Consider the following 18,886-nt stretch of genomic DNA (forward strand, 5'->3'; position numbering starts at 1 on the left):
CTTGAGTATGTCTATGTGAAAAGGAGAAATTCTATGCCAACCAGATTTTTTCAACTGGGCTCTTTATGCTATAATGTTATAGAAGAATTCATACAATTTGCGATGAGTGCTTTAGAATTATTTAGGAGTCGAAAAAGTTATGAGGAATCGGTTTCTCCCCATCATCCTGATCCTTAGCCTTTTCCTTACAGGCTGCTCTATAAATATTAAGAACCTGTTTGTAAAAGAGAACGATGCTCCCGTCTCCAATCTTGCCGCCGAAGCCTTGTATTTTGATGCTAGCAGTGCCCGTGCCAAAACCATAGAGCTTATTGATTCTGCCCAAAAGTCAATCTATATCGAACAAAAGATCTTCTCCGATGCAGCTCTCAAGGAATTAATCATCAAAAAAGCCACCAGCGGCATAGAAGTTCGCATTCTGCTCGACCAATTTGAAACACCGAATAAAGCGACCTTAAACGAGTTCAAAAGCCAGAACATATCTGTACAGTACTATCCGGCACGTAAAGGTCAAACAAATGAGGTCAAGTTTCTTATTGTGGACTTAAAGGAAGCTATCGTTTATTCATTTCCCTGGACCAGCGAGGGCTTTAAGACCCATAATCTTGCTGTTTCTTTAACGGGACGTTCCGTTGCGAAGCTAGCTAATGTGTTTAATCGCGATTGGATTTTTACTACGACCCTCTCCCTCGACCTTCCCCAAGAGACTGCTTTAGTGGAAGACAGTATTGTTGTGGCAGCCAATGTCAATGTCAAAGCTCAGATCCTTGATCATATCCAAAAAAGTGAGAAAACCATCTGGACCACTGTCTCACATGCGACAGATACCGAGATTGTGAATGCCTTCATCGAGGCTGCCGCTAAGGGCCTAGATGTGAAATTGATCGTCGATTCTAATATCATGCCTAGCAGTTATCCTGAAACCTTGCTAAAACTCCAAGACGCAGGAGTACAACTTCGTTATTACAATTCACAGGCTCAGCCTTCCTTGGATTTGAATTATGGTATATTCGATGGTAATACCTTTATCTTTAGTAGCTCTGGATGGGGGTACAAGGCCTTTGTTATGAACCATGAGCTCTCGATTACTGTTCCCTCCCCCACCGCCACTCAAGAATTGATCACTCAATTCGATCAAGATTGGGGAAACAGCTCCCCTACCGTTCCCGCTCAGAATCCATCTAAAGAAGCCTAGGTTCAAAAAAATAGGCTAAAATGTCCCGTATTCCAAAAAGCAAGCCAGATAGGAGACCTCCTATTCTGGCTTGCTTTTTGTCGTGATACCGCTAGTAGATTTTATTTCGTCATCTAAATGAGAATGGTCAGCTATCACCAGGGGCTTGATATCACCATCATCATAGAACTCAAAAATATTCACAGCCGTATTATGTTGCCAAGGGACATCTTCCCATTGTTCTACCGGAATTCCCAATGCCTTCTTCACAATCAACTGCAGAGTCATACCATGAGTGACGATACAAAGTGTTTCCCCCGCATGGTGTCGGGCTAGCTCTTGAACAAGTAGCCAAGCTCTGTCGGTTACCTCCCACATGGTTTCCCCGCCAGGAATCTGGATCTGGTGAGGCCCTTTATCCCAAATCGCAAACAATTCCGGATAGAGCTTCCGCAAATCCCACCAGCTTTTACCCTCCCATTCTCCGAAGGACAATTCACGCAAACCGGGATGGAGCAAAACCTCCTGTAAACTCAGTTCCTGACGGATTTCGTCAGCCGTAGCTTGGGCGCGCGGCAAATCACTGGAATAGATTCTCGTAATTCCTTCCCCTTGCAGACGCTGTCCGAGCCTGCGTGCTTGTAATATCCCTTTTGTAGTAAGCGGTGAATCCAGTGCACCTTGAACGCGGCCTTCGATATTCCAGAGGGTCTCACCATGACGAGTAAAAATAATTTTAGTCATACATCCCCCTAAAGAATTTTTTAATTTAAGCAATAAGCAAAAAATCTAAAATAAAAAACAATGGTAGGGAAAATCCCTACCATCCCCGCCTTGCCGTAAAACTCTAGGTTTCTGACCCTGCTCTCGCAGGTGGGTACCCGGATAAATCTTTCCACCTTCCCCACGAAGTGGGGCCTGACGTACAGGATCCATCACGACAGCTCCCGTGTCATAAATAGGATCAAAACCAAGATATTCTACGAACAACGCAGGATACATTTTTATTATAACACTTATGCTATAAAATACACCATGAAAGAGCTGGAAAATCATCTTCGATAAAGCTTGTCTTCAATCTCAGCCAGGCGATCCTGCAGAAGAGCGATGGTCATTTCTTGAGTTCTTATTCTCCGACGTAGCCCATCCATAAGATGTTCTAACTCATAAATCTTTTCTTTAAATTCACCTTCGTCGGAATCCATAGTTGAAGTTGTAGGAAAATCTGGTTCTTGTGCAGGAGCGGGCTCTGGAGCAGATTCGTAATCAGGTGCTGAAGAAAGTTGAGAGATTGGGGTAGAAATGTCCTCAGATTTTGCATCCGATTGCATCAATTTGAAAATTCCATAACGCGAATTGCGACCAGGATTGATTTCTAGCCAACCCTCAGCTGATAATGCCTCAAGGGCACGTTTCATCGTGCTACTGGCTGCTCCTGTCGCTCTTTGAATTTCGGAAAAGGCAATTTCAAATTCTTTTCCTTCATTTCTTTTCGACTGTTTCTCAAAAAATTCCTTAAATCGCTGATTCGTCTTATCTCTTAAGGCCAAGAAACCATCTCCCCTGCCGGATGATCCGGTAATATCTTAACTCATTATAAACCTAAATTTTAGAAAAATCCAATTTCTTTAAACTTAACCCTTTTGAAGCATACTCCACCATGCACACGCATAGATTCTATTAGTCAAAGGAGGTATGACCTATGCCCAAATCCTTTAAATTTAATCTCATCCTTAAAGGAATATTAATCGCGTCTGGTATTGCTCTGCTCCTTTCCTTAATTCTTGGCCTCTTATTAACCTTCACACCCCTGCGTGAGTCCTCTTTGGCTTATAACATTATCGTTGGGGTCAGTGTTTTCCTTGCTGCAGCGCTCACTGCCTATCGTGCCGGTACGAAAGGCCTTTATTACGGAATCGGAATTGGCATTGCCTTTATTATTTTGTTAATCATCTTGTTCACAATTTTGAGTCCGGATACCCTTTCCTGGTTAGAGTTAGGTGAAAAAACTATCATCTGCTTAGCCACAGGTGGGATTGGTGGAATCATCGGGGTCATCATCCGTAGATGACACAAAGCTAATTCCCCAGATTCCGCGGGAGATTGAATCTTGAAATTAAATAATAAAGATAATTGCTTTCTAATCTCTCCCAAAAGAGTTAAAATAGTAGTAAAGAATCTATTTGGGAGGGTTTTTTATGTGCGTTGAAAAAACTCCTTGGGAGCTTGTCATAGACTTTCATGGTCACACCTGCCCAGGTATTGCCCTAGGTTATCGGGTTGCCCAACTAGCTCAACGGGAGATGGGCATTCGGCCCACTCCAGATTCAGAAGTATTAGTCAAAGCCTATACTCAATCCTGCGCAGTTGATGCCATGCAGATCTTAAACAAAGCCACCCTTGGCCGTCGTGCCCTGATGATCGAAGAGACCCAACAGCACCTTTACCAATTTCACTTCACGGGAACTCAAGAAATACATCAATTTAGAATTGCTCAAGAAGTAATTGAGCATTTAGCTGCCTTCAATATTCAAAGTCTGAGTCCACGGGAAAAGCAAAACAAGATCCTAGAAGAGGTTCAATATGTGCTCTCAGTAGAAGAATCTGCCTTCTGTCATTATGAACTAATTCCCGGAGAACTAAAAAAAACAGTCCCTCATAGATAACAACTGCAAAATAACAACAGTTATAATAGCGATAGTTGTTAGTAAATAAAAGATTAGGTAATATAAAGTTAGGTAAATAAAAAGAAGCCGTGCAGGCTTCTTTTATTTCTTATCGAGCATTTAACTTTGAGTAAAATTTATCATTTGTTGATGTGTCCGGAAGATCGGCAAAACGTGCTTCTTTGCCCGATGGTTTTTTCGCTTGATCATAGTAACTAGAATGCTTAGATTTACTGGTCCATCTGTCCGAAGCTAATAATACAATAAGAGCACCAAGAGCAACAATACCCATTATCCATTGAAATAACATAATTATGACACCTCCATTATTATTTTAGAGCCTGACAGCAGAATGTCAAGAGTGCAAATTCAACCATTCACCTATCATTATATACCATTGAGGGAATCTTTGCTGACAGAATATTTCGATTAGTCTATACTAAATCCAAACACTCCTCAACCCTTTTCCACCCGGGCAATAGCCCCTTCCCCATCAAGCAACAGATGGGGTTTTTTTATTTTTGCTTACTGCTTATTGTGAGGGAAGATCTTTTCCCATTGGATCTCTATGCGGTCTCCCGGAATGAGAGGGGTTGTGAACTCTGCTTCTTGACCATTTTTCTTCAAGGATAACCTGGCATTGGCAGGCATCCCCTGAGGTATCTTAATATGAGGAAGCAAATCTGAAAGTATTGGCCTGGTTTCATAACCCTCAACGATCAGTTCCATTCCATCTTCCACTTTATCCTGCCCGGTGAGAATTTTGCCACGGGAGAGCACACGGCGGATTTGGGGAGGAAAAAGAACCTCTTCACCATTGACACAAAACACCATAGGTCGCGGATTTAATTGTAAATCCTTAATCGTAAGCTCTTTCACTCGGATGATTACCTCATCACCGGACTGAATAACCCGCTCGAGGGTTGCTTTTTGTCGGTTGACAAAAATTTCTCTTGTTTCGGGAATGGTATGTTCCTCACCGTCAATTTTATAACGTATCTCCGTCCGTTGATAATTCTTTTCCTGAAGAAAACGCAACAAATCCTTTATTGTTCGATTACTCGCTACCTCTATCTTGGCGCCATCGATAACGTTCATATGATCTTCTACCAGATGACCATTACAATAGATTTGCGGAGAGAAAAGCAGTGGTTGGTCATTAACCTTGATCTTCTTTGCTAGTACGCTGGGAATCAATTCGGCAAAGGTTATTTGTGCATCTTTCCCATCGACTGCGGGTTTGAATTCAATGGTATCGCCCTGCTTGAGTTCTTGGTCCAATTTTACCTCTTGACCATTGAGAATAAATTGTGCTGGTTTTCCGAATTCACCCTTGAGGATCTTCATCTCCCCGTTAAATTCAAAGGTTAAAGCCGAGCCTGGTCGACCCACAAGCAGTCTTGGTGCTATTCCCGCCGCCAGCAGCGCATCTGAAACTGTCGCTAATTGCAATTCAAAGACTTGGACGGGGATGTCATTGACGTGTACCGAAAAGTATTGTAACCCTTCACCTTCTAAGGTAGATATGCCAATCCCGATGGGGGTTATGGCGTCCGGTCCCTTGAGTGTTTCGTCACCCGAGACCCCCTGAATTCTTTCACGGATTTGGATACCCACTCTATTTCTCGGCATTTCGAGAAGTTCACAAAGAATTTCCGTCAGATGAGGTGTTAAGCTTCCCCCACCGACGAGAATAATCGCATGGGGATTCCTTTGATTGAGGCGAAGTAATTCCCCAGCTATCTTTTGAGCTAACTCGAAAACAACTGGGCGAATTACTTCGATAACTTCTTCTTGATCTATCGTTATTTCCGCCCCAAGAAAATCTGTAAAGGTAACTTGAGCGTTTGAATTCAAGCTACGCTTGATTGTTTCTCCGGTTTTAAAATCCACCAGATAATGCTGGCAAATCCTTTCCGTGATTGCGTCCCCTGCCATGGGCACCATCCCATAGGCAAAAAACGATCCATTTTGGGTCAAGGCAATATCAGAAGTACCCGCTCCCACATCAACTAAGGCAAGATTCATTCGTCTCATATCCGGTGGAATGGCTGCTCTTCCGGCCGCAATGGGCTCTAAGGTTAAGTCCCTCATCTCTAAGCCAGCTCTGGTAATTACTCCTGTTAAGCCATCGATTACCGTACGAGGTAAAAATGAGGCAATCACCTTAACCTGGACCTCTTTTCCTCTTTGTCCGATCAGCTTGGCTAGGCTTTGCCCTTCCAAAAAAGCTTCAATTGTACTATATCCAACACAATGGTACGAGGTGCCGTCTTCAGGCTGTAGCTCACGCAGGGCATGTTCTACTGCTTCCATTTCGAGAGCAAAAACATCCTCTCTTTCCCATATAATAGGAACAAGATGCGATTTTTGCGCAGTAGCCACAACGGTTTTAAGCGCTCGCCCAGCCGCAGCAACAGATACATAGCATAGCTTCCTCTTAATCTGTGCCTCTAGCTCCTCTTTCACCCATCGCACAGCTTCTGCGACTGCTTCAACATCGTGTATCTGGCCGTCATACATCGACCGCTGGCGATGCTCTGTTTGAGCCCGCGCGATGATTCGATAGCCCTCCGTAGTCTTTTCCATAATAAGCCCCATTACCAAGCGTGTGCCAATATCTAAAGCAAATACTTGTTCCACACTGATCACCTCAAATGCAAGAATTCTACCTAATGTGCTTAATTTCCTCTATCTTCGTTTTTTCTTTTCTTGTCTTTGAGTTATGACTTCTTAAATTGCTAACTGATTGGCTAGATCATAGAGAGCTTTATTCAGTGGTCTCCGCTCTCCATAAGCAACTTCTAGGGGCAAAGAAACGATTTCTTGATTCACATAGGCTGTCATACGATCCGTCTCGCCGGCACAGAGGATTTCTACCGCCTTGCCACCCATCTGGGAAGCTAAGACAATATCCAGGGCACTGGGACTTCCTCCCCGTTGTATATGCCCTAAAATCGTGACTCGGGTCTCAAATCCAGTACGTTGGCGAAGTTCTTCCCCTAGATGCAAAGCACTAGCTGCACCCTCTGCGACAATAATAATACTGTGATTCTTCCCTCGCTGATGACCTCGTGCTAACTTAGCCATAATATCATCCAGATCCGGCTTGATCTCGGGTACGATGATAGTTTCTGCGCCACAAGCTACCCCCGACTGGAGCGCAATATTCCCACAATCCCGCCCCATGACCTCGACCAGGAAGGTGCGATCATGAGAAGTTGCTGTATCGCGAATTTTACTTACGGCCTGCACCACATTATTTACGGCGGTATCAAAGCCAATGGTCAAATCCGTTCCTGCAATATCGTTATCAATCGTGCCTGGTATACCTACAATCGGTATTCCTTGGGCCGAAAGAGTTTGTGCCCCACGAAAAGAACCATCTCCGCCAATAATGATTAAGGCATCAATATCACGATAACGCAATTGCTCTGCCGCATTTTTTTGCCCTTCTGGAGTCATCATCTCTGGAGAACGGGCCGTCATAAGCATTGTTCCCCCGCGATGAATAATATCTGCTACAGCCCCCAAATTCATATCGATGAATTCACCATGGATAAGTCCTTCGTAACCCTTTTTTACCCCAAGAACTTCAAGTCCATGATATATCCCCTTGCGCACTACAGCTCGGATGGCTGCATTCATCCCCGGTGCATCTCCACCACTGGTGAGAACGGCAACTTTTTTAATCCTATTTGTCACGCATCATACCCCATTCCTAAAATTCACGTCGTCACGAGCTTCAAAATACTCTAAGAACATTTTAGTCTTTGCACATATTTCGGGATTTTTCTTATTAAGGTCCTGAACCTGTTGATAGGATTTCATAACACTACTATGAGCTTTGTTCAGTAATAACCCTATCTCGGGATATGAAAGCTGACAGAGGCTCCGCATTCCGTAGATTGCTAGCGCCCGTGCCTCTCGCACTTGAGAAACTCTCGAAGTTCCATATATATCGTCAAGATTCGTACCCGTTATATTTGCAGCATGGCGAATGATATTGTGCGGGGTGGGACGATGACTATCCCTATTTCTTAGATAGATTAAATAGGCTGTTAAGGCTTCCTTGTCCAGAGCCCCTTCCATTCTATTAGCGTATTCAATAAAGCCTTTTAAAAGGTTTTGGGCTTCTGAAAAACTGTATATTTCCTTCGCTAGGGTCTCTAACACTTGTTCTTCTAAGATTAAATACTTAGCGTGTGCAAGCCTCTGCAGATAGTTTAAAATGTCTTCCCGGTTCGGCTGCCCAATCGGAACAGCTAATCCCCCTCGTAAACGTGAGGCAAGTTTATGCCCGAGAATATCTAATTGAGATGGTTCTCCTTGAAATCCACAAATCATTTTGCGATCACCTTGAAACAGAGCTTCGTAAGTATGAAAGAATTCTTCGATACTGTGAGCCTTACCTTTTAGCAATTCAAGATGATCAATAATCAACACAGCCGGGGTGCGGACTCTGTGACGAAATTGAGCTAGGGTTCCTTCCTGAGCTGAAAAAGCATAACTCTTGATAAAATCTTGGGCATCAAGATAGAGAATAGAGTGCTGATTCTTTAGTCGTTTAAAACACTGGAGGAGAAGTTCAGATTTCCCTACCCCTGCAGGACCGTAAATTAACGTTGAGAAAGAAGCTCGAGCAGGAGAGTATTCATTCAGAACATTTTCGGCCATACGATTAAAGTCTGACGAAAGCCAAATCATATCTCTCCCCTTCCTTTCTCAATTCTTACCATGATCTTCTCTTCCCATGTTCATCTCTGACGATGATCTATTCTTTCAATAATTTATACTTAGCCATATCTCCTAAGTTTAAATTCTCAAAAGAGGAAAAAGAGGGACATTCCCTCTCTTTCCTATGTTCACTGCCTTATGTTACAAGCGAATGATTTTTATTTATAGTCTTTAAAAGCTATGTATTCTTATAGTCTTATAGAAAATCTACTGTAACCTTTTTCATCCGCTGATCTTCGATGGGTTTATCACGATAATCGCGTTCTTCATTGGCAATGCGATCTACTTCTTCGATCCCTTCAATAACCTTACCAAAGGAAGCATACTGACCATCCAAGTGTGGTGAATTAGCATGCATAAGGAAGAATTGAGATCCTGCTGAGTTGGGGTTTGCCGTACGTGCCATGGAAATAACGCCACGATCATGCTTCAGGTCATTTTGGAAGCCATTAGCAGTAAATTCACCTTTTATGCTATAGCCGCAGCCACCCATACCGGTTCCTTGAGGATCTCCACCCTGAATCATAAAGCCGGGAATCACCCGATGGAAAATAATCCCGTCATAAAAACCTTTTTCAACTAAGGAAACAAAATTTTTCACTGTCTCGGGAGCTATCTCAGGATAAAGCTCAACCTTTATTTGGTTTCCATTTTCCATTTCAATCGTTACGACAGGCTTCTTGCCATTTAATTCTTGTTCGCTCACAGTATATCCTCCTAAAATTGAATTCTCTCCCTGATTATAACCATTTTTCAGCTCGTTTACCACGTTAATAAGTAAATTGAACTTAAAAATTTGACATTTTGTTCTTTCTATACTACACTTGCTTATTGAAATACTATATCAATAAGGAGGCACTATGCCATCATCTAGCAATAATTCGAAATGGTTCATGATTATCCTAGCAGTATCTCTAGCTATTTTTATAGGTGGTTGTTCAGCAGAGAAGCCCGTCAGCAATCTCAAACAAAATGTGGTTATCACCAGCATCTCACCCCTTGCCGACCTGATTAAGGAAGTGGGCGGTGATCGAATTCAAGTCGTCAGCTTGGTACCAACGGGCAGTGACCCCCACACCTATGAGCCAAAGGCTGATGCAGTTCGGCAGGTGGCAACAGCTAAGCTCTTTTTTGCTAACGGTGTCGGCCAAGAATACTATCTGGAAGACCTCATTAGTAATTCCCAAAACCCCGGCATCCGGACCGTGGTCTTATCTGAGGGACTCCCCATCTTAGGGGTGGAGGAGTATGATGCTCATAAAGAGGAAGGGACCCACACTGAAGGGGATGGTCATGATCACTCCCAGGGTAACCCTCATTTATGGCTGGATGTAACAAACGCTCAACATTATGTGGAAAAAATCCGTGACGTCTTGATCGAGACCTACCCTCAAGATCAAGAGGTCTTCGCCACTAATGCCCAAAACTATCTTCTGGAGCTGGAATCCTTGGATCAATGGATACAAGAGCAAATCCAGACCATTCCTGAAAATCATCGCCAAATTATCGTCTACCATAATGCTTGGAGCTATTATACAGAACGTTATGGTCTCACTGTCCTTCGTACAGTGGTTTCCGGTGAAGAATCTGAACCTCTCCCTCAGGAATACGCCCAACTCTTTCAACTGATAGAGGACCATGATGTCAAAGCTATCTTTGGGGAGGTTGGTTTTAATAACAAGCTCATTCTTCAACTTGCTCAGGATACAGGGATTAAGGTCGTAGACGATTTGTACCCTGACACCCTCGGCGTTAGTCCGGATACCGATAGCTATATAGGCATTATGAAGCATAATACCAATGCTTTTGTCTCCGCACTAAAATAATAAATCAGGCAAAAAGCTCATAACTCCGCTGATGGAAGAAGGTTTTCGAATGCATCTCCACAATTCTCAACTACCCCTGGCCGTTGAATTTGATTCGTTTTATTTTACCCTGCCCCAACGAGACATTCTATGGGATATTAATCTTAAAATTCCCAGCGGCTCATGCATAGGCATTATCGGACCCAACGGCTCCGGCAAATCAACTCTTATCAAAAGCATCGTCGGTTTGAACTCTCCCTCTCGAGGAACAGTTAAGGTGTTTGGTCAGCCTCCAACTCAAGCGTGGCGTCGCAAAATGCAGTTGGGTTATGTCCCCCAGCTTAAAACCATGGATAAGGATTTCCCCATTTCTGTTTATGAAGTCGTTATGCTCGGCAGAACCGGGCGTTTAGGATGGCTGAAACGTCCCCGAGCAGAGGATCATCACCTTGTTGAGCAGGCTTTGCAAAAGGTCAATATGCTCCAGCTAAGGAATCGTCCCATCGGCCATCTTTCTGGAGGCCAGCAGCAAAGGGTTTTGATTGCCCGAGCCCTTGCCACCGAATCGCAGCTCTTGCTTTTAGACGAACCCGCTACTGGGTTAGATATCCCTTCGCAGGAAAGTATATATCGTCTTATAGAAGATTTACATGGCGAAGGAATTACCATCCTTACCACGACCCATGATTTAGCCGCTTTGGAATATCATCATTTTGATTTAATTTTGTGTCTAAACCAAACCGTCATCGCATTTGGTGCACCCGAGGAAGTCCTCATTCCCGATATTTTAGAGCGTACCTTCATGGGAAGCCAACTAGGAGGGATCATTCGCAATGCATCTATTAACTGATCCTTTACAATATCCCTTCATGCAGCAGGCATTAATCGGAACCATTGCTATTGCAATTCTCACTGCTGTGGTGGGAACCTTTGTTATATTAAGACGTCTGGCCTTTATTGGCGAAGGTTTAGCTCATGGATCTTTGGCAGGCTTAGCGATCGGTTATCTTCTGGACTGGAATCTGTACATCGCCGGGAACATTTATACCATTGGCCTTGCTCTGTTTATCGGGGTGCTCCATGAAAAAACTAAGGTCAGCTTGGATACGGCGATCGGGATCCTTTTCTCGACCTCTATGGCCTTAGGGGTGGCGTTAATTAGCTCCCTAAAGTTCTATTCCACTAACTTAACCGGTTACCTCTTCGGCTCTGTCCTATCAATAGGTTCTTTTGATCTATTGATTATCGTCAGTTCAACTTTCTTGATTCTCTTGATTCTGACCCTTTTCTATAAAGAATTTGTCTATTATGCATTCGACCCAGAAATGGCTGAGGTAACTGGCTTACCGCGTGCTCGTCTTCATTACGCTATGCTGGCTATGATTGCCGTAACCGTAGTGGTGGCCTCCCAAACTGTGGGAATTATTCTCGTGACAGCACTCTTGACCATCCCGGCAGCCTCTGCTTTTCAATGGACACATTCTCTGAAAAAACTCGTCCTTCTAGCAATTATCTTTGGCCTATTGAGTGCCATCGTCGGACTTTATCTATCTTATTATTTGAACATTGCTTCAGGCGCTAGTATCGCCCTGACAGCTGCGCTGATTTTTTTGATAAGCTTACTTTTTTCGACCAAACGCGTCGGCCTACGTCGCAGCCTAGGTCGGGTAAAACTATCTGAGAAAGGATGACCTTCGTGAAACCTGATGATATCATCCAACTCATTCAAGAAAGAGGATATCGATTGACCACCGCTCGTAAAAAAGTGATTGGAATTTTGGCAAACCATTCAGAATTCTTAGGCGCTTACGATATTCATCATTTACTTGAACAGGAAAACACCCGTATCGGTGTTGCTTCCATCTATCGTGTATTAGACTTGCTAAAAAGTCTCGGTCTCTTGAAGTCCGAGGAGTTCGGGGTGGGTGGTGAGAAATATCGCCTGGACAACGAGCATTCACATCACCATCATTCCCACCAATTGATTTGCTCGCAATGCGGTCATACGGAAGAATTGCTGGGAGAATGCCCCATTTCCCATATTGCAGACAAGCTGGAACGGGACAGTGGCTATCAAATCGAGGAGCATTGGCTACGCTTTTTTGGGGTTTGCCCTCTTTGCCGTGAACAGTAAGGCTTGCGTGTTAGTAAAAACAATTTGAGAGGTAAAGCATTGACATCAGCTTTACCTCTCTTTTGCTATGTAATAGTTTCTCAATAGGGTACGCTACAAGGTACGCTACCGTTTTTGTTTGCGTTGTTTTAAAAACCAATAGCTGATACCGATCAAAATCAGTATGCCAATGAGTAAATCCATGCGGTGGAATAAAGGTTTTAAGGAATTCCAATTGGCGCCGAGCTTTTCTCCCACAATAATTAAAAACATACACCAAGGCAGTGATCCTAACACCGTATAAACAGCCATTTTGACCGGATTCATTTTGGCGATGCCGGCAGGAAGAGATATAAAGGTGCGAATAATGGGCAACATACGCCCCACTAATACTGTAACCTCTCCATGCTTGTTAAACAAGCGCTCAGTCCACCTGAGTTCTTTTTCCTTAATAAAGAAGTAATGACCATAACGCTGGATAAATGGCCTACCTCCTCGTACTCCTATGTAATAAGCCGCTACACCCCCAAATAGATTCCCCAAGGTCGCTGCCAGAGTAGCTGTCCAAAAGTCGAAATGCCCAAGATACACCATGTAGCCGGTAAAAGGGAGGATAATCTCACTAGGCAAAGGAATACAGGCACTTTCAATTGCCATAGCTAAAAACACCCCAAAATAGCCTAAGCTTGAGATGAGCTGAACCACGAATTCCCCTAATTGAATGAGCAGTCCTTCGAGCATCTGCTTACCTCCTATCCTAGGCTGTTAATTATATAGGGTTATATTCTTACGTGAAATCCCTTGGTTGGAACACTCAAACAGTACTTGTTTCCCATCCACTATAGTTTCCAGATACGCCCCCTTCCCCCACAAACTTTCCAAGAGCAACAGGGTCTTCTCAAGATAAACGACATCCAAATCCATTCCTTCATGAACGTGATAAAGATATAACCCTCCCTTGCCTTCATAATCCCCATCCCGGACGAGAATTCTGGGATGGCCTCCATTCACCAACTGCCTAACTAAATTATCGCGCACCTTTTCCCAAGCTGTATCCATGACCTGCCAGTGGGCTCCTACTTTACGATAATTAAAGAGATTTAGATCATGAACTAATTCCTGGTTGAGATAATTGCGAATGAACGATACATCATTCTCCATCTCGCGTATTTCAAATAAGGTTTCTGAATCAAACCGTTTTGCTAAGTCTTCCCATATTTTCACCCCTAGGTAGTAGGGATTTAACTGAAGACCGGAAGGCTGCACCACTTGACTATGCATAATCGCAAAATCCATAGACTCAGCATCTGTTAAATTCAGTTCCCGCATAATCCTAGAATGCCAGAAGGTAGCCCAACCCTCATTGATTATTTTTGTTTCGATTTGCGGATAAAAGTAGAGGGATTCTTCACGAATCATGCTGATAATGTCGCGTTGCCAATCCTTTAAGGTGGGGGAATAAGTGATAAGGTACAGCAATAAATCTTCCTCAGCAACCTTCTCCTCATTTTCCTGATCCGGCTCATCATCCCAAAGATCGGCATATTCCGAGGAAGGGATGTGTTTTTTCTTTCCGTTGCCAATGTTCTTGCCCGAGGAAGCATTATCTTCTTTCTTCTTCCCCAGATGAGCCCGAAAGTCCACATGCTCTTGAATGGCCAAAACTGCATCCAGCATTTTTTCTACCGTCTCCCGGCCATATTCTAATTCATACTCCCGTATCCTACGGGCATGAGCTTCCATGCGCACCACCATATCCTGTGGGGTCCTTTGAAAATAGCGGTTATTTTTAAAAAAATCTACGTGGGCGTAAACATGACCAATCACGAGTTTGTTTTGGATTAGCCGATTGCCTTCCAAAAGGAAGGCGTATGCTGGGTTGGAATTGATCACAAGCTCATAGATGCGGGTGAGGTTCAAATCATACTGCATTTTCATGCGATAGAAAGCCTTTCCAAAACTCCAATGAGTAAAGCGCACCGGCATCCCGTAGGCCCCAAAAGAGTAGAGGGCTTCCGGCGGACAGACTTCAAAATGCACCGGATAAAAGTCCAGACCCAATCCCTTAGCTACCTGAACAATCTCCTTGGCATGATAGCTAAGTTCAGTAACTTCATAATCCACGGACACCCCTCCTCACCTTATTTCATCGTTTCACCCAGCAGGATGCATTCCCCCACTTAGGAAAATACTGTTTTCAAGGCTTCATAAACCTCATTGCGATCCCGAATGGTCACCAAGCGGAGCTTAGGATCGTCAATACGCCTCAGGGTCGACATCAGGGTGCTGGAATAATGGGTTCTAAGAATTTCGCCGTAACCTACCACTTGACTAACTTCCACTAATTTTTGCATAAGATTCATGGCCCGAGTGTTATCTGAACCAATATTATCCCCATCGGTAAAATGAACCGGATAAATATTATAATGAGCGGCCGGGTATTCCCGCTGAATCAGTTCAAGGGCTAGCTGATAAACAGAGGAGCAGCGGGTACCCCCGCTCTCTCCTCGGGTGAAGAACTCTTCTTCCGTCACTTCTTTGGCTTCCGTATGATGGGCTAAAAAGCGCATCTCGACATTTTCATATTTTTCTCTTAAAAAACGCACCATCCAGAAAAAGAAGGTTCGCGAAATGTACTTTTCAAATTGTCCCATAGACCCAGAGGTATCCATCATAGCAATGATTACCGCATTGGTTTCATAATTGGGATGAGTCTCCCATGTTTTAAAACGCAGATCCTCGGGAGTAATGCGGAGACTCTGACTTTTACCAGTTAAAGCTTGCCTCTTAATACTTTCGATTAAAGTCCGTTTCTTATCGATGTTAGCCATCAGACCCTTTTTGCGGATATCCCTAAATTCCGGCTTATCATGGGCAATCAAGGGTCGTTTTTTATCATCTAAATTAGGTAGCTGCAATTCCTCAAAAAGGATGGCAGCTAAATCCTCATAGGTGACTTCAGCCTCGTAAATATCTACCCCGGGCTCATCCCCAGCTCCTGAATTATTACCGGCTCCATGCTTACGCACATTTTCTCGAGCGAGAATATCTCCATTCTTCATTTTTTTGGTTCCTTGTCCGGTGTGATTCCTTTTATTGTAGTCATACCGAAAGCGGAACTCTTCCAAGGACCGCATGGGGATTTTGATGGTTTTTTTACCATCACTGATGATGATACCTTCATCGACAATTAAATCACCCAGCTGCTTTTTGATGACCTCTTGTACCTTCTCCCTGTGCCGACTTTGGTCCAGATATCCTTTGCGATGGAGGCTCCAGTCCTCGCGACTGACAATAATATCGTCACTCATGGTACTCACTCCCTTAACGATTAAGAAGGGAACCGACATATTTTACAATCTCGTTGGCGCAGACAGGACAATAACCATGAAGCTGGATGAGACGGTCTGTAACTTCATTGATACGGCGCAATTGTTCTTGATCCGGATGACTTACCGAGGTGGTGACCTTGATTACATCCTTGAGGTCGGCAAACAGCTTTTTTTCGATAGCCTCTTTTAGTCTTTCATGTGAAGTATATTGAAAGCTTTTGCTTTTGCGAGCATAAATTGAGATACGTATGAGAATCTCTTCCCGAAAAGCTTTTTTAGCATTTTCCGATACCCCAATCTGCTCTTCAATACTGCGCATCAGCTGCTCATCGGGTTCAAGCTCTTCCCCGGTTATAGAATCATAGAGTTTCGTCGAGTTGCAATAGGCCTCTACATTGTCTAAGTAGTTGTTAAGCAAGGACTTAGCGGATTCTTCATAAGCGTATACAAAAGCCTTTTGTACTTCCTTCTTGGCTACTTCATCATATTCCTTACGAGCTAAAGAAATTAGGTTGACGAGATTCTCTCTTTCTTCCTTCGTAATCGAGGTATGTTGTGATAAACCATCCTTAAGAGCCCTCAGAATGTCCAAGGCATTAATGCAAGACTTCTGATCTCTAATAAGGGCTGTTGAGATGCGATTGATGACATAGCGAGGATCGACGCCACTCATACCTTCCCCTTGCTCTTCCCCTTCCGTTATGATGTCCTTAATATCTTTTTGATTAAATCCTTCCACATCTTCCCCATCATAAAGGCGCATTTTCTTAACCAGGTCCATACCCTGTTTCTTGGAGGGCTTCATCCGAGAGATGATACTAAAGACCGAAGCCGTCCAGAGGCTATGGGGTGCCAAATGGACTCCCTCAAGATCGCTTTGCTGGATTAATTTCTCATAGATCTTGATTTCGGAGCTGACCTTCAAATTATACGGTACCGGTATGACAATAATACGAGATTGGAGGGCTTCATTCTTTTTATTAGCCACAAAGGATTTATATTCGTTTTCGTTAGTGTGAGCAATAATCAGCTCGTCGGCCGAAATCAAAGCAAACCGTCCCGCTTTGAAGTTTCCTTCTTGCGAGAGACTCAATAGGTTCCAGAGAAACTTCTCGTCTGATTTAAGCATCTCTTGAAATTCCATCAGACCGCGATTGGCTTTATTTAATTCGCCATCAAAGCGGTAAGCACGAGGATCTGACTCTGAACCATATTCCGTGATGGTTGAGAAGTCGATGCTTCCTGTCAAATCTGCAATATCTTGAGACTTCGGATCAGAAGGGGTAAAGGTACCGATGCCTACCCGTTGTTCTTCAGAAAAGATAATTCGTTTCACAGGAACATTTTCTACATAACCATGAAACTCCTCTTCTACCCTCAGTCGACAGACAGGACAAAGATTCCCTTCAATACGTATGCCGTATTTCTGTTCAAATTCTTCACGCAAAACATGGGGAAGCAGGTGTAGGGGATCCTCATGCATAGGGCAGCCATCAATAGCGTATACAGCGCCCTCTTCAGTTCGGGTATACTCTTCTAAGCCTTTTTTCAACATGGTGACGATGGTCGACTTCCCTCCGCTCACCGGGCCCATCAGCAGAAGAATTCTCTTTCTTACATCCATACGTTTAGCCGCTGAATGAAAATACTCCTCTACCAAGCGTTCTAAGGTCTTTTCCATGCCAAAAAGTTCTTTATTAAAAAACTCAAAACTTTTATGATTGTTTACCTCTTTAATGCCTGCTTTGTGTATCATCTCATAGATTCTAGCATGGGCATGCATCGCTAAATTAGGATTCACTACTACCATTTGCAGGTACTCGCTAAAGTTCCCATTCCAAACTAAGCTATCTTCTTTATCCCTAAAATTTCTCAGCCATTGTATTACTTCCATGGTCGCCCTCCCTTTCGCTGAACAAGTACACCTTTCAGGCTTATTTTTAATATATGCCTCATCCAAATAGAAGAGAAGTTACATTTTTCTTTCCGTTCAGGAATACATCGTCCTGTCAAAATAGCTCCAATGCAAAAAACGCTTGCAAGCTTAAGCTTACAAGCGTTTCTTATTGATGGGAAAGGTATAAACTAACTATTGCAACTTTGTTAAATCCCGAGATTCATAGGCATACTCCCCGGATAAAGTATCTAATTGGACAATAAAATATTCACCATATTCATCTTTCTCTAACCGCACCACAGTTCCCATTATTGAATTATAGGTAATCACTCGATCTCCCCGTTTAAACTTCTTTAAGCTAAATGGGATCCCGTGCTTCGTATTCTCATACTGTGCGACATACATGTGACTACACCTCCGTCCTTGTGAAAGTACTATCTTGCTCTTATTCTACCACAACACTTTTCTGAAATCTAGTGCAAATTTAATAAAATTTTGAAAATTATAGAATAATAGATTATTTTTCAATATTTGGTAATCGTAATTATATTCCAAAATATTTGGTATTAAAAAGGCTCTGTCCTTATGGACAGAACCCTTTCCTAGGTTAATACAAAGATATCAATATTCAATACCCTTACGAGCTTGAATACCCAATTCATAAGGATGCTTGAGTGAAACCATTTCGGTAACCAGATGGGCCTTCTCGATTAATTGAGCTGAAGCATTGCGTCCTGTCATAATAACTTCCACATGCCCGGGTTTCATCTCCAACAACGCCAAGACCATCTCCTCAGGAAGCAATTCAAACCAGATTGCGTTGATAATTTCGTCGAGTATAACAATATCCCACTCCCCTGATGCAATTATCTGGCGAGCACGCTCGAGCCCTTTGCGAGCCTCCTGACAATCTGCTTCAGTAGCCTGTCCTTTTAAAACCCAGCCCGGCAAACCAAACTGTTCGATCTGGCATTCCGGTTCCAAGCGCTTCAATCCCTGCAACTCCCCGTAGTCTTGGCAACCTTTCATAAACTGAATAATATATACAGAAAAACCATGACCGACTGCTCTTAAAGTTAAACCAAAGGCTGCAGTTGTTTTACCCTTACTATTTCCTGTGTAAATTTGTATCAAACCTTGTTCTAGTCTTTTCATAATATGC

20 protein-coding genes and 1 other RNA gene are annotated in these 18,886 nt (G+C 43.3%); 7 read left to right on the forward strand and 14 right to left on the reverse strand.

All coding sequences use genetic code 11. The annotated features are described in order from the left end of the window. Positions 1 to 139 precede the first annotated feature (139 nt). Positions 140 to 1,195 carry a phospholipase D-like domain-containing protein gene (locus AAC978_RS08755; RefSeq protein WP_341547666.1) on the forward strand — a complete coding sequence of 352 codons (1,056 nt, stop codon included), beginning with the start codon at positions 140 to 142 and terminating at the stop codon, positions 1,193 to 1,195. Positions 1,196 to 1,255: 60 nt separating this feature from the next. Here the strand turns inward: AAC978_RS08755 and AAC978_RS08760 are convergent, their stop codons facing one another. The 3 genes from AAC978_RS08760 to AAC978_RS08770 form a co-directional block, all read right to left on the reverse strand. Next, on the reverse strand, positions 1,256 to 1,918 hold the full coding sequence (locus AAC978_RS08760) for a histidine phosphatase family protein (RefSeq protein WP_341547667.1): 663 nt from the start codon (positions 1,916 to 1,918) through the stop codon (positions 1,256 to 1,258). 78 nt (positions 1,919 to 1,996) lie between these two features. Next, positions 1,997 to 2,175, reverse strand: a non-coding RNA gene (gene ssrS / locus AAC978_RS08765) — 6S RNA. A gap of 51 nt (positions 2,176 to 2,226) precedes the next feature. Next, positions 2,227 to 2,724, reverse strand: coding sequence for an IclR family transcriptional regulator (locus AAC978_RS08770; RefSeq protein ID WP_341547668.1), 498 nt, complete (start codon positions 2,722 to 2,724; stop codon positions 2,227 to 2,229). A gap of 152 nt (positions 2,725 to 2,876) precedes the next feature. On the opposite strand from AAC978_RS08770, the gene AAC978_RS08775 reads away from it, so the two are divergent. Together AAC978_RS08775 and AAC978_RS08780 are read left to right on the forward strand one after the other, a co-directional pair. Then, positions 2,877 to 3,245, forward strand: a complete 369-nt coding sequence (locus AAC978_RS08775) for a TIGR04086 family membrane protein (protein WP_341547669.1) — start codon at positions 2,877 to 2,879, stop codon at positions 3,243 to 3,245. A gap of 127 nt (positions 3,246 to 3,372) precedes the next feature. Beyond that, positions 3,373 to 3,840, forward strand: coding sequence for a formylmethanofuran dehydrogenase subunit E family protein (locus AAC978_RS08780; RefSeq protein ID WP_341547670.1), 468 nt, complete (start codon positions 3,373 to 3,375; stop codon positions 3,838 to 3,840). Positions 3,841 to 3,949: 109 nt separating this feature from the next. Here the strand turns inward: AAC978_RS08780 and AAC978_RS08785 are convergent, their stop codons facing one another. The 5 genes from AAC978_RS08785 to AAC978_RS08805 all read right to left on the reverse strand — a co-directional run bounded on the left by AAC978_RS08785 (position 3,950) and on the right by AAC978_RS08805 (position 9,283). Further along, a complete protein-coding gene (locus tag AAC978_RS08785) occupies positions 3,950 to 4,150 on the reverse strand; it encodes a hypothetical protein (protein WP_341547671.1) in 201 nt (66 codons plus the stop codon). 215 nt (positions 4,151 to 4,365) lie between these two features. Beyond that, positions 4,366 to 6,483, reverse strand: coding sequence for a cell division FtsA domain-containing protein (locus tag AAC978_RS08790; protein ID WP_341547672.1), 2,118 nt, complete (start codon positions 6,481 to 6,483; stop codon positions 4,366 to 4,368). 90 nt (positions 6,484 to 6,573) lie between these two features. Beyond that, positions 6,574 to 7,545 carry a 6-phosphofructokinase gene (gene pfkA / locus AAC978_RS08795; RefSeq protein WP_341547673.1) on the reverse strand — a complete coding sequence of 324 codons (972 nt, stop codon included), beginning with the start codon at positions 7,543 to 7,545 and terminating at the stop codon, positions 6,574 to 6,576. Between the two features lie 3 nt (positions 7,546 to 7,548). Further along, positions 7,549 to 8,547 (reverse strand): DnaA/Hda family protein, encoded by a 999-nt coding sequence (locus tag AAC978_RS08800; RefSeq protein ID WP_341547674.1) that lies wholly within the window; start codon positions 8,545 to 8,547, stop codon positions 7,549 to 7,551. 226 nt (positions 8,548 to 8,773) lie between these two features. Next, positions 8,774 to 9,283, reverse strand: a complete 510-nt coding sequence (locus AAC978_RS08805) for a peptidylprolyl isomerase (RefSeq protein ID WP_341547675.1) — start codon at positions 9,281 to 9,283, stop codon at positions 8,774 to 8,776. A gap of 154 nt (positions 9,284 to 9,437) precedes the next feature. Here AAC978_RS08805 and AAC978_RS08810 point away from each other — a divergent pair, with 154 nt between their 5' ends. From AAC978_RS08810 to AAC978_RS08825, 4 genes are read left to right on the forward strand one after another with little or no spacing between them, the layout of a single operon-like run. Continuing rightward, a complete protein-coding gene (locus tag AAC978_RS08810) occupies positions 9,438 to 10,403 on the forward strand; it encodes a metal ABC transporter substrate-binding protein (protein ID WP_341547676.1) in 966 nt (321 codons plus the stop codon). A gap of 49 nt (positions 10,404 to 10,452) precedes the next feature. Further along, positions 10,453 to 11,232 (forward strand): metal ABC transporter ATP-binding protein, encoded by a 780-nt coding sequence (locus AAC978_RS08815; RefSeq protein WP_341547677.1) that lies wholly within the window; start codon positions 10,453 to 10,455, stop codon positions 11,230 to 11,232. Then, entirely contained in the window at positions 11,216 to 12,073 is an 858-nt protein-coding gene (locus AAC978_RS08820) for a metal ABC transporter permease (RefSeq protein WP_341547678.1), read from the forward strand. The genes AAC978_RS08815 and AAC978_RS08820 overlap by 17 nt, the downstream gene beginning before the upstream one ends. Then, positions 12,070 to 12,516, forward strand: a complete 447-nt coding sequence (locus tag AAC978_RS08825) for a Fur family transcriptional regulator (RefSeq protein WP_341547679.1) — start codon at positions 12,070 to 12,072, stop codon at positions 12,514 to 12,516. Before AAC978_RS08820 ends, AAC978_RS08825 begins: the two co-directional genes overlap by 4 nt. Before the next feature lie 105 nt (positions 12,517 to 12,621). Here AAC978_RS08825 and AAC978_RS08830 read toward each other — a convergent pair whose 3' ends face one another. The 6 genes from AAC978_RS08830 to cobO all read right to left on the reverse strand — a co-directional run bounded on the left by AAC978_RS08830 (position 12,622) and on the right by cobO (position 18,879). Next, on the reverse strand, positions 12,622 to 13,236 hold the full coding sequence (locus tag AAC978_RS08830; RefSeq protein WP_341547680.1) for a DedA family protein: 615 nt from the start codon (positions 13,234 to 13,236) through the stop codon (positions 12,622 to 12,624). Positions 13,237 to 13,260: 24 nt separating this feature from the next. After that, positions 13,261 to 14,619 carry a SpoVR family protein gene (locus AAC978_RS08835; protein ID WP_341547681.1) on the reverse strand — a complete coding sequence of 453 codons (1,359 nt, stop codon included), beginning with the start codon at positions 14,617 to 14,619 and terminating at the stop codon, positions 13,261 to 13,263. Positions 14,620 to 14,675: 56 nt separating this feature from the next. Next, the gene (yhbH, locus tag AAC978_RS08840) at positions 14,676 to 15,806 is read right to left on the reverse strand and encodes a sporulation protein YhbH (protein WP_341547682.1); all 1,131 of its coding nucleotides are present in this window, start codon (positions 15,804 to 15,806) and stop codon (positions 14,676 to 14,678) included. A 13-nt stretch (positions 15,807 to 15,819) separates the two neighbouring features. Next, positions 15,820 to 17,721 carry a PrkA family serine protein kinase gene (locus tag AAC978_RS08845; RefSeq protein ID WP_341547683.1) on the reverse strand — a complete coding sequence of 634 codons (1,902 nt, stop codon included), beginning with the start codon at positions 17,719 to 17,721 and terminating at the stop codon, positions 15,820 to 15,822. A 195-nt stretch (positions 17,722 to 17,916) separates the two neighbouring features. After that, positions 17,917 to 18,129 (reverse strand): hypothetical protein, encoded by a 213-nt coding sequence (locus tag AAC978_RS08850; RefSeq protein ID WP_341547684.1) that lies wholly within the window; start codon positions 18,127 to 18,129, stop codon positions 17,917 to 17,919. A gap of 216 nt (positions 18,130 to 18,345) precedes the next feature. Further along, positions 18,346 to 18,879, reverse strand: a complete 534-nt coding sequence (cobO, locus tag AAC978_RS08855) for a cob(I)yrinic acid a,c-diamide adenosyltransferase (RefSeq protein ID WP_341547685.1) — start codon at positions 18,877 to 18,879, stop codon at positions 18,346 to 18,348. Positions 18,880 to 18,886: the final 7 nt, after the last annotated feature.

Source organism: Desulfitobacterium sp. THU1 (assembly GCF_038181555.1).
Classification (GTDB): domain Bacteria; phylum Bacillota; class Desulfitobacteriia; order Desulfitobacteriales; family Desulfitobacteriaceae; genus Desulfitobacterium.

What these genes read in the sequence shown, in the direction of transcription:
- AAC978_RS08845 (WP_341547683.1), bottom strand. Translation starts at nt 17,721, where the DNA reads ATGGAAGTAATACAATGGCTGAGAAATTTTAGGGATAAAGAAGATAGC.
- AAC978_RS08785 (WP_341547671.1), bottom strand. Translation starts at nt 4,150, where the DNA reads ATGTTATTTCAATGGATAATGGGTATTGTTGCTCTTGGTGCTCTTATT.
- AAC978_RS08815 (WP_341547677.1), top strand. Translation starts at nt 10,453, where the DNA reads ATGCATCTCCACAATTCTCAACTACCCCTGGCCGTTGAATTTGATTCG.
- yhbH (WP_341547682.1), bottom strand. Translation starts at nt 15,806, where the DNA reads ATGAGTGACGATATTATTGTCAGTCGCGAGGACTGGAGCCTCCATCGC.
- AAC978_RS08800 (WP_341547674.1), bottom strand. Translation starts at nt 8,547, where the DNA reads ATGATTTGGCTTTCGTCAGACTTTAATCGTATGGCCGAAAATGTTCTG.
- AAC978_RS08810 (WP_341547676.1), top strand. Translation starts at nt 9,438, where the DNA reads ATGCCATCATCTAGCAATAATTCGAAATGGTTCATGATTATCCTAGCA.
- AAC978_RS08820 (WP_341547678.1), top strand. Translation starts at nt 11,216, where the DNA reads ATGCATCTATTAACTGATCCTTTACAATATCCCTTCATGCAGCAGGCA.
- AAC978_RS08830 (WP_341547680.1), bottom strand. Translation starts at nt 13,236, where the DNA reads ATGCTCGAAGGACTGCTCATTCAATTAGGGGAATTCGTGGTTCAGCTC.
- AAC978_RS08755 (WP_341547666.1), top strand. Translation starts at nt 140, where the DNA reads ATGAGGAATCGGTTTCTCCCCATCATCCTGATCCTTAGCCTTTTCCTT.
- AAC978_RS08825 (WP_341547679.1), top strand. Translation starts at nt 12,070, where the DNA reads ATGACCTTCGTGAAACCTGATGATATCATCCAACTCATTCAAGAAAGA.
- cobO (WP_341547685.1), bottom strand. Translation starts at nt 18,879, where the DNA reads ATGAAAAGACTAGAACAAGGTTTGATACAAATTTACACAGGAAATAGT.
- AAC978_RS08780 (WP_341547670.1), top strand. Translation starts at nt 3,373, where the DNA reads ATGTGCGTTGAAAAAACTCCTTGGGAGCTTGTCATAGACTTTCATGGT.
- AAC978_RS08760 (WP_341547667.1), bottom strand. Translation starts at nt 1,918, where the DNA reads ATGACTAAAATTATTTTTACTCGTCATGGTGAGACCCTCTGGAATATC.
- AAC978_RS08775 (WP_341547669.1), top strand. Translation starts at nt 2,877, where the DNA reads ATGCCCAAATCCTTTAAATTTAATCTCATCCTTAAAGGAATATTAATC.
- AAC978_RS08850 (WP_341547684.1), bottom strand. Translation starts at nt 18,129, where the DNA reads ATGTATGTCGCACAGTATGAGAATACGAAGCACGGGATCCCATTTAGC.